Below are 3830 nucleotides of genomic sequence, written 5' to 3' on the forward strand. Positions count from 1 at the left end.
GCGCGGTGCCGAGCGTTTTGATCTCGGGGCGACGACCGAAGTAGTCCCGCTCGACATCTAGGAGGAATCGTGAAAGTCGTTGGACTGGAGGAGCATTACGTCACGCCCCAGGTCGTCGACGCGTGGAACTCGCTGGACGCGCGGTGGCGGGACCCCGCGACGGCGGGGTCGGCGGGCGGCGACACCGGACGCAGGCTCGTCGCCCTGGGTGAGGAACGCCTGGCGGTGATGGACGACGCGGGCATCGATACCCAGGTGCTGTCGCTGACCACGCCGGGCCTGTGGAACCTGGACGCGGCCGCAGGGGTCTCGCTGCAGATCTCGTGCAATGACACACTCGCCGACGCGGTGTGTGAACACCCCGACCGCCTTCGGGGATTCGCGACCCTGGCGTTGCAGGACCCGGACGCCGCGGCAGGGGAACTGCAGCGCGCGGTGAAGGACCTCGACTTCGACGGCGCACTGATCTTCAGTCGCGTTCGTGACAAGAGCATCGACCACACCGACTTCTGGCCATTGTTCGAAGCGGCCGAAGCGCTCGGCGCCCCGCTGTACCTGCACCCACAGTCGCCGCCGGCCGGGGTGCGCGCCAGTTACTACAACGGCTTCGGCGACGTCGTCGACGCGGCGTTCGCGACGCACGGCGTCGGCTGGCACTACGACGCAGGAGTTCAGCTGCTGCGCCTGATCCTGGCCGGGGTCTTCGACAGGTTCCCCGGACTGCAGTTGATCATGGGCCACTGGGGTGAGATGGTGCCGTTCTACCTGGAGAGAATCGACCGGATGGCTCCCATCGCCGGGCTGCAGAGAAGCATCACCGAGTACGTCACTGCCAATGTTCACCTCACCCCTGGCGGCGTCTTCAGCCAGCGGTATCTGCGATGGGCGCTGGAGGTCGTCGGTGCCGAACGGATCATGTTTGCCGCCGACTATCCCTTCGTCCCCACCGACGGTGGCGCGGCGCGACGGTTCCTGGAGGACGCCGACGTCACCGAGGTTCAACGCGAGGCGATCGCGTCGGGCAACTGGGAGCGGCTGCGGGCCGGGATCCGGCGCTGACGGTGCGGCACCCTCGTGCCCTCGTCACCGGATGACCCTGTAGCGCAGGTGAGCCACGCCGGGGGCCTCGAGCACGCGCACCAATTCAAGATTGGGCTCGCCGGCGTCGAAACCGTCGAGCAGGCGCTCACCGGCCCCGAGGATCACCGGACTCACCTGCAGGTCGATCTCGTCGACGAGCCCAGCCTTGATCGCCTGCCGGGCGCAAGAGGCTCCTCCCGCGATGGAGATGGCCCGGCCCTCTGCGGCCGCCTCAGCCCGGGCATAGGCACTCTCGATTCCATCGGTGACGAAGTGAAAGGTGGTGCCGCCCTGCATCTCGACGTCGTCGCGCGGGTGATGGGTGAGGACGAACACCGGGCAGTGATACGGCGGGACCTCACCCCACCACCCGTTCCAATCCGAGTCGCCCCAGTTGCCGCGAATCGGACCGAACATGTTGCGGCCCATGATCGTGGCACCCATGCCGTCCATCATGTCGGAGATCACCTGCCGATTCACCGGATGGTCCTTGCTGGGGCCGAGATGCCAGTCGTGGAGAGCACCTCCGCCGATGCCCAGCGGATGCTCCTCGCTCTGGTTCGGCCCCGCGACGTAGCCGTCGGCGGAGATCGACATCGATAAGTTGGTTCTGGTCACGACAAGACAGACTGCGGCGCCCGGCGAAACTCATCGGCATCGGACCAGCTGGGAAGCCGAGTCATGAATGCCTATTGTTGATGGGGCAGCCGCCTCACTTCGGCGACCGCCCGCCCCGGACTAATTGGAGGACAGCGCATGCGCTTTCGCAAGCTCGGAAGTTCAGACCTCGAGGTTTCGGAGATCTCTCTGGGCTCCTGGCTCACGTACGCCGGCGGCGTGCAGGCCGAGCAGTCCCGGGCATGCACCGACGCCGCGTTCGACGCAGGCATCAACTTCTTCGACACCGCGAACGTCTACGGCCAAGGCGCTGCCGAATTGGCATGGGGCGAGATCCTCGCAGACCGCCCGCGAGACTCCTACGTACTGGCCACCAAGGTGTGGGGAAAGATGTCCGACACCGACCAAGGCCTGTCCGGTGAACAGATCGCCAAACAGATCGACGCGTCGCTGATCCGCCTGCGCACCGACTACGTCGACCTCTACCAAGCGCACCGATTCGACACCAACGTGCCGATCGAGGACACGATCGAAGCACTGCAGAAGGTGCTCGAGTCGGGCAAGGCCCGCTATCTCGGTTTCAGCGAGTGGACGCCCGAACAGATCCGCGCAGGCATCGAGATCGGTGGCCCGGACCTGTTCGTCTCCTCTCAGCCGCAGTACTCGATGCTCTGGCAAGCACCCGAAGCTGAGGTGTTCCCGCTATGCGCCGCCAACGACATCTCCCAAATCGTCTGGTCTCCGCTGGCGCAAGGTGTGCTGACCGGGAAGTACCTGCCGGGTCAGCCGTTGCCCGCCGACTCGCGATTCGCCAACGACGCGATGAACTCCGCGATGGGAATCGTCTACAGCGACGCGGCGCTGGAGGCCGTGCAACGGCTCGTCGCGGTCGCCGACGGAGCCGGCATCGGTGTCGCCGACCTCGCGCTGGCCTGGGTGCTGCGGCGCTCCGAGGTTGCCTCGGCCATCACTGGCGCATCCCGTCCCGAACAGGTCCATGCGAACGCCGCGGCGTCCGACGTCGAGCTCACCCCCGATGTCCTGGCGGCCATCGACGCCGCGCTCGGTGACGTCCCCGTGCGGGAGCAGACGCTGGCGGTATTGGCCACCGCCGGAGTCACCCATCGCCGGTGAGCCGTCGTGCCACGGTCCCGTCGCAGGTTAAATGGCCTCAGCCGCAGAGGTGACCGTCTAATCGCTGGAACTGCTGGAGTCAGCTGGCATTGCGCCGTCGGCGGTCATCCACGTCACGTTCGCTGTGACGCAGTGGGCAGAGCCACAACCTGTCGGCGCGCGCACGATCAGCGTTCGTCATGTCGACGAGTTGGTAGCGGTAGTGTTTCTGGTCTCTGCATTCGGGGCATAGCCCGGCGCCGGTCTCGATGACGATCACGATTCCCCGTCCTTGAAATTGTTTCGACTGCCGCGCAGCGTGTTTCACGCATGTGAACCACGACTTCGGGGTGGGCAGGTAGTCCAAGCTTACAGTTCGTGCGGCCCCGACGCCCTGCACGAGAGCTGGACGTCACGTCCGCACATGCCGTGTGTCGGCCGGACCGCGGAGTTCATCCGCGAGAAAGGCTCTGGGCACGACGGCCACTGCACTCATGAACTCCACCGCGCGCTCGACACCTGCCGACGGCGCGGCCAGACCCAACCGCCCGACGGGCGTGCTCGCCGACGTCGCGTCGCCGACCACCCCGTCCGGGGCGATGACGACGCCTTCGACCTCCGCGGCCATCGTCGCGCCCACGTCGGTCATGTACAGCAGCGTCTGAGCCAAACCCGTTCGTCCCACGTAGTCAGGGTTCCCCGAGTACTTGCATTCGATGACGAACGCGGCCTCACCGGGCAGGACGAGCATGAGATCCGGTGACAGCGGCCGGGTCTGAGCCCGCAGGGCGGTCACCAGGGACCGGTACCGCGACGCCGACCCGTAGCGCTGCCAGCTCCTCCCGCCCTCCATCCACAGATGCCACACGCGTCCGTGGTGGGTGACGTGGAACTGCTCGCGGCCGGTGACGAAGCTCAGCGGCGAGGTACTGACGATCGACGCGCCCGCCGATCTCAGTGCGCACAGCAGCTCACCGAGCACGCCGAGCTGAAACAGCGTGGGCCGCAACTCCTCCACG

5 protein-coding genes are annotated in these 3830 nt (G+C 66.5%); 2 read left to right on the forward strand and 3 right to left on the reverse strand.

What is annotated here, in order from left to right; all coding sequences use genetic code 11:
- Positions 1–69 precede the first annotated feature (69 nt).
- Positions 70–1059: an amidohydrolase family protein gene (locus tag QOI01_RS26460; protein WP_526386132.1), complete on the forward strand. Its 990-nt coding sequence runs from the start codon at positions 70–72 to the stop codon at positions 1057–1059.
- A 24-nt stretch (positions 1060–1083) separates the two neighbouring features.
- Here QOI01_RS26460 and QOI01_RS26465 read toward each other — a convergent pair whose 3' ends face one another.
- Positions 1084–1698 (reverse strand): dihydrofolate reductase family protein, encoded by a 615-nt coding sequence (locus tag QOI01_RS26465; protein WP_526386133.1) that lies wholly within the window; start codon positions 1696–1698, stop codon positions 1084–1086.
- Between the two features lie 138 nt (positions 1699–1836).
- On the opposite strand from QOI01_RS26465, the gene QOI01_RS26470 reads away from it, so the two are divergent.
- Positions 1837–2832: an aldo/keto reductase gene (locus QOI01_RS26470; protein WP_526386134.1), complete on the forward strand. Its 996-nt coding sequence runs from the start codon at positions 1837–1839 to the stop codon at positions 2830–2832.
- 79 nt (positions 2833–2911) lie between these two features.
- Here the strand turns inward: QOI01_RS26470 and QOI01_RS26475 are convergent, their stop codons facing one another.
- Both QOI01_RS26475 and QOI01_RS26480 read right to left on the reverse strand, forming a co-directional pair.
- Positions 2912–3091, reverse strand: a complete 180-nt coding sequence (locus QOI01_RS26475; protein ID WP_526386135.1) for a hypothetical protein — start codon at positions 3089–3091, stop codon at positions 2912–2914.
- Positions 3092–3223: 132 nt separating this feature from the next.
- A partial coding sequence (locus QOI01_RS26480; RefSeq protein WP_526386136.1) for a hypothetical protein occupies positions 3224–3830 on the reverse strand: 607 nt, incomplete at its 5' end.

The organism is Mycobacterium sp., assembly GCF_032162605.1.
Classification (GTDB): domain Bacteria; phylum Actinomycetota; class Actinomycetes; order Mycobacteriales; family Mycobacteriaceae; genus Mycobacterium.

Bases quoted from the DNA above. Each gene is read 5' to 3' on its own strand.
- QOI01_RS26470 (WP_526386134.1), top strand. From the start codon at position 1,837: ATGCGCTTTCGCAAGCTCGGAAGTTCAGACCTCGAGGTTTCGGAGATC.